This window comes from Thermoactinomyces sp. CICC 10521 (genome assembly GCF_016055135.1).
In the GTDB taxonomy this organism is placed as follows: Bacteria; Bacillota; Bacilli; order Thermoactinomycetales; family Thermoactinomycetaceae; genus Thermoactinomyces_A; species Thermoactinomyces_A daqus.
In genome coordinates this window covers 1-4515 of record NZ_JAECVZ010000062.1, presented here as the reverse complement: position 1 = coordinate 4515, position 4515 = coordinate 1, and the positions used below count along the sequence as shown (strand labels likewise).

Genomic DNA, 4515 nt, shown 5'->3' with positions numbered 1-4515 from the left:
GCGGCGCTGGCAACCGCACTGGCCGAACTTCCGGCTTTTCCTTTATTTGCTGCAATTCCTCCAGCAAATTGGCTTCCTGCTTGACGACCACCGCCACCATCGGTTGCGGTTCCGAGGGTTTTCTGAGTTGTATTTTTCAGATCACTTGCCGCTTTCTGGACATTTGGCTTGCTACTTTGAAGCCCTTTTGCATGGGAATCACCAGCCGTCTTCCCTTCAGGTGCAAGATTTGCCTTGACGTTGGTTTTAAGTAACCCTTCAATTCCTTTCGCAAATGTTTCAATATTGATCTTGCCGGATTTTAGGCCAGCTAAAAGTGTAGCTACCGTGAACTGCCCTTCAGGCCCGAGATTAACCTTGGTTTTGCTTTTTATATCAAGGCCTATCAGAGAAGCAGCTTGTTGCAAACTAATAATACCGGATTGCATCCCTTGTTTAAGACTTTCAATATTTTGCCGCCCCTCAGCTGAGAGATCGACTTTCAGCTTTTGTTTCATACTTGTGCTAATGTCGCCGTATGCCTGAATAAGAGCGGCCTTTTGCTTTTTGACTTCTTCTGTAGATTGGGCAGCATCTTGAATCAAACTACGGAAATACTCACCATTTATCTCTTTCCCACGTTCAATCGTCTCTTGTTCGCTTGCCATCAAACCTGCCTTTGCTGTGACATATCCTTGGTACCGATCTAACATTTCTCCGGTTCTTAGATCATACAAATTAGCCTCATCTGACAGGCTTTTCTGCAATTCCTTTATCGCTTGGGCCCGCTTATTTTTGGCGACATCAATCATCTGCTGTTCTCCGGTTTCAACAGCTTGAATCATGAAATCATACTGTTGTTTTGTGATTTCGCCGTTTGCAAATGCTTCTTCCAATGTCGCCCTTTGATTTTTCGCCCAATCTTGGGCCGCTTTTGTTGCGCGGTTGTAAGCAGTTTGAATTTCTTTGACCCAATTTCTTGCGCCTTCTGCTGTAATTTTCCCTTGATTCGCCGTGATATTTTTCATATAGGAGTCCAGGTCACTAACTTTTTTCACAAATGTTTTCGAGGACTGATCCAGAGTCTTTAGAGCTTGCTGATAAGACTGAGCGAATTTTTGGGGCATCTTTGTTACATCGCCACCAAAATTGACTAACCCTTTGCGAATAATCTCATTCGCTTGTTGAACCTGCTTAATCTGCTGATCGATCCTTTTAAGCGCTTCTTTTTCGACGCTTTCAACACCAGGACGAACAACTTCAGGAATTTTCCCTAAAAGCGATGCTACTGCTTTTTGGATGTTGATTTTATCTTGATTAAGATTCGCAACGATTTTATCGCCCATCTGACCGAAGATCGCCACTGTTTCATCAACAATCCGTTTTGCCTCCGCACCGGAAGCAGTCCGCAACTTTGCCAAGTTGATCATCGCCTGATCTCGGAGATCCATATAGCCTTTTGCGGCCTGGATTGTCCCCTGTGATACTCCATATCCAAATCGGATGGCGTTTTCCTCTGTCGTTTTCATATCTTCGGATACCTTACGATTGATCGCAATGAGTCCCGCGAGAACAGTTCCTATACCAACGATGGCCGCTGTAAATGGATTGGCGATGGCCACAATGCCGGCTACAGCGGCTCCCAAAGCAAGAACACCGGCAGTTGCAGCGGTAAATATCCCTATCGCTTCCTTTGTACTTGGACTTAGCTTTGAAAACCAATCTACCATTTCGTTTAAGTCATTGGCGACAGCTTTCAGGACAGGCAGAAAAGCAGATCCAATTTGAATTTGGAACGTCTCCCAGCTTCCACGGAGTTGTTCAATCGTTCCTTTCAGGTTGTCCATCCGCTTGGCCGCCACTTCTGCCGCTGTCGTTTTGCTCATCGCGTCAGACATTGCCCGGACACCGGTTGCTCCTTCTTTGAAAGCGATATTGGCTGCCCGGATCGCATCGGTTCCGAACATGGTTTGCATTGCTTGGATTCGCTGTTGTTGGGTCAAACCGCTTAAATGTTGTTGCAATATGCCTGCAATGTCAGCAAAAGATTTTAGCTTTCCACTGGCATCGAAAAACTGATTTTTGCCGTCTTTGGTTATGATTCCAAGCTTTTTCATCTCCGTAATAGCTGGTTTTGTTGATGGTGTGAGATTCAAAAGCATTGTCTTCAGCGATGTTCCGGCATCACTTCCACGAAGCCCATTCTGGGCAAATACCGCCAATGCGGTTGCTGTGTCTTTAAATGTCAATCCTACGCCTGATGCTACTGCTGCAACCTGCGAAAGTCCAAAATTAAGTTCTTTTACATCGGTTGCTGAAGCGTTTGCGGCTCCAGCCAGAATGTTGGCCGCCTGGGCAACGGAGAGATGATCCGCTCTGAAGGCGTTCAGGGCAGTTGACGCAATCTGAGCAGCTTCCGCAAGGTCCAATTCGCCGGCGGCTGCCAGGTCAAGAGCACCCTTGAGACCCCCATTGAGAATATCAGCGGTGGAAACGCCGGCTTTTGCTAATTCCTCAATCCCTTGCTCTGCCTCCGTTGCGGAGAATTTGGTCGACGCCCCCATCTGAATGGCCAGTTGGCGGAATTGCTCCATCTCTTGAGCTGAAGCGCCTGTCACAGCTTGAATGCTCGATAGTTGAGCCTCAAAATCGGCTGCCTTTTTGACCGCACTCCCAAAAGCGACAGCAAACCCGGTGGACATAACTCCCAATGCAGCACCTGTTTCGATCGCTTGATCCCGGATATGAAACATGCTTTTGTTGTATTGACCAAATATGGACGTTTGCCGGTTCAGTTGTTCATTGGTTTTCTTGAGAGAGCCTTCAAGTCTGGACAAGGCCGCTTGGGCTTTGTTATGCGAGATGGCTAACTGTTGAGCTTGTTTTGATTCAGCCCCGAGTTTTTGGCTGGTTTCTTCATGAGCTTTGGCCAGTAATGCTACTTTTTGTTTTTGAAGGTCAATTTGTTTTCCAAGGATTTGCGCTTGATTTTTCAATAAATCCTGCGATTGCCCAAATGCCTTCACCTTTGCGCTGCTGGCGTCAAATTCGCTTTTTAACAACCGCAATTGACGATCAACCTGGGCCACGCCTTGAGCAAACCCCTTGCTATCAAGCGTAACCTCACCTTTTATCCTCCCGAGTATCTCCTCTGCCATCCTCTCACCTCCCTTGCTCTAAAAAATCCCTAATTGATCGATGTAAACGACCTGCTTCTCAGGCTTTTTCTTCTTGAGTTCACGTGCTTGAAGCCGCATGTAATATACAATGTCCATTTGATCAATTTCATGGAGTTTCCATCCGGCTTGTATGAGGTTCAAGTACATTTCCTCTATGATTTCCGCCGGTTTGATTTCTTTTTTTCGGTATCATCGTCCAATCCCTCAAATGGTTCCATCGTTTGGCTGATGATCCCGTGCACGATCGACCAGGATTGGTCAACGATCTGTCGAGCATCGGTTCCATGTTCATATTCCTCAGCCGAGAATTGCCCGCCAAACACTTCGGAAATGAAATGATACAACTCATCCAACAGAGCCTGTTGTTCTTCGGCCGTCACTTTCCCGCCGTTTTCTTGGTCGAGAAACTTTTGCAGATATTTATTTCGTTTCTCATCTAAATCAATTGCCTTGCGGAACATATAACCTGAAATAAAGTCCTGCGAAAAAGTTTTGGTTTCATCATTGACCCGAAGCTTTATTTTCAGCATCTTATCCCTCCATTAAAGAAAGAAGGAAGCCGGTTAATTCCGGCTCCCCATCATGTTCCAGGCTGGGTGTCTGGCTCAATCACTTGTTGGAACCAAATGTCTTTGAGTTGGAAAGTTGAATCAGAGGTATCGCCAGCGATGCTCCAGTTTCCATCGTAATTTCGTACCACAAAATTCCCTTTGATTGTCGGGTGTTGGAATTCCACTTTGTCTGCTTTCGTATTGTGGTTCATTTCAACTGGTTGAAACTTTCCTTTGTACAACCAAACATACATTTCCGATCCATCAGATTTAGGTGAACGGTATCCTAGAGCTACATAGGGGGCGATATCGTCCACATTTTTCACCAACATGCCGTTGGCATAGGTATGACCAAGCAAAGTCGCTTGTTTGTCGAGAGGAAGAGAGGTGATTTCAAACTCTACCTCAATTGCACCGAGAGACGTGGCCGTTTCGACAGGGCCATCGTCACCGTAGTCTGTGGCCGTTTCTACGTTTGGCGTGATCTTTGCTGTTACTGCCGGGGCTAATTTCTCCGGTGTGTTGTACGTAGCGCCAGTTGAATCGTCTTTGGTCAACACAGCGAAATATAAATCTTTCAGCCCGATAAATGCAGATGTGCTTACTCCTGTTGGCATTGTCTATTCCTCCTTAAATATCGAATTTCCCACTGTATCTCATGGGTTTGTGAAAGACTCTTGTATCCTCCTCAAATAGATCAGTAGTGAACGTACGATAAAACCCGGCATTCCCCATCGATTGATCAACTTCCAGGGCGATCGGTGAAATTTGGGCCGGATCTTTTGTCCAGATGGAGATTTGAAATA

3 protein-coding genes are annotated in these 4515 nt (G+C 46.0%); all 3 read right to left on the bottom strand.

Features of this window, described 5'->3' with window-relative positions; translation table 11 throughout:
• Positions 1–3137: phage tail tape measure protein (locus tag I8U17_RS17760; RefSeq protein WP_198059961.1), on the bottom strand; the 3137-nt coding region annotated here is incomplete at its 3' end.
• A gap of 173 nt (positions 3138–3310) precedes the next feature.
• Positions 3311–3688 (bottom strand): phage tail assembly chaperone G, encoded by a 378-nt coding sequence (gene gpG / locus I8U17_RS17755; protein ID WP_198059960.1) that lies wholly within the window; start codon positions 3686–3688, stop codon positions 3311–3313.
• Between the two features lie 50 nt (positions 3689–3738).
• The gene (locus I8U17_RS17750; RefSeq protein WP_033100764.1) at positions 3739–4326 is read right to left on the bottom strand and encodes a major tail protein; all 588 of its coding nucleotides are present in this window, start codon (positions 4324–4326) and stop codon (positions 3739–3741) included.
• Between the last annotated feature and the right edge of the window lie 189 nt (positions 4327–4515).

Bases quoted from the DNA above. Each gene is read 5' to 3' on its own strand.
- gpG (WP_198059960.1), bottom strand. From the start codon at position 3,688: ATGCTGAAAATAAAGCTTCGGGTCAATGATGAAACCAAAACTTTTTCG.
- I8U17_RS17750 (WP_033100764.1), bottom strand. From the start codon at position 4,326: ATGCCAACAGGAGTAAGCACATCTGCATTTATCGGGCTGAAAGATTTA.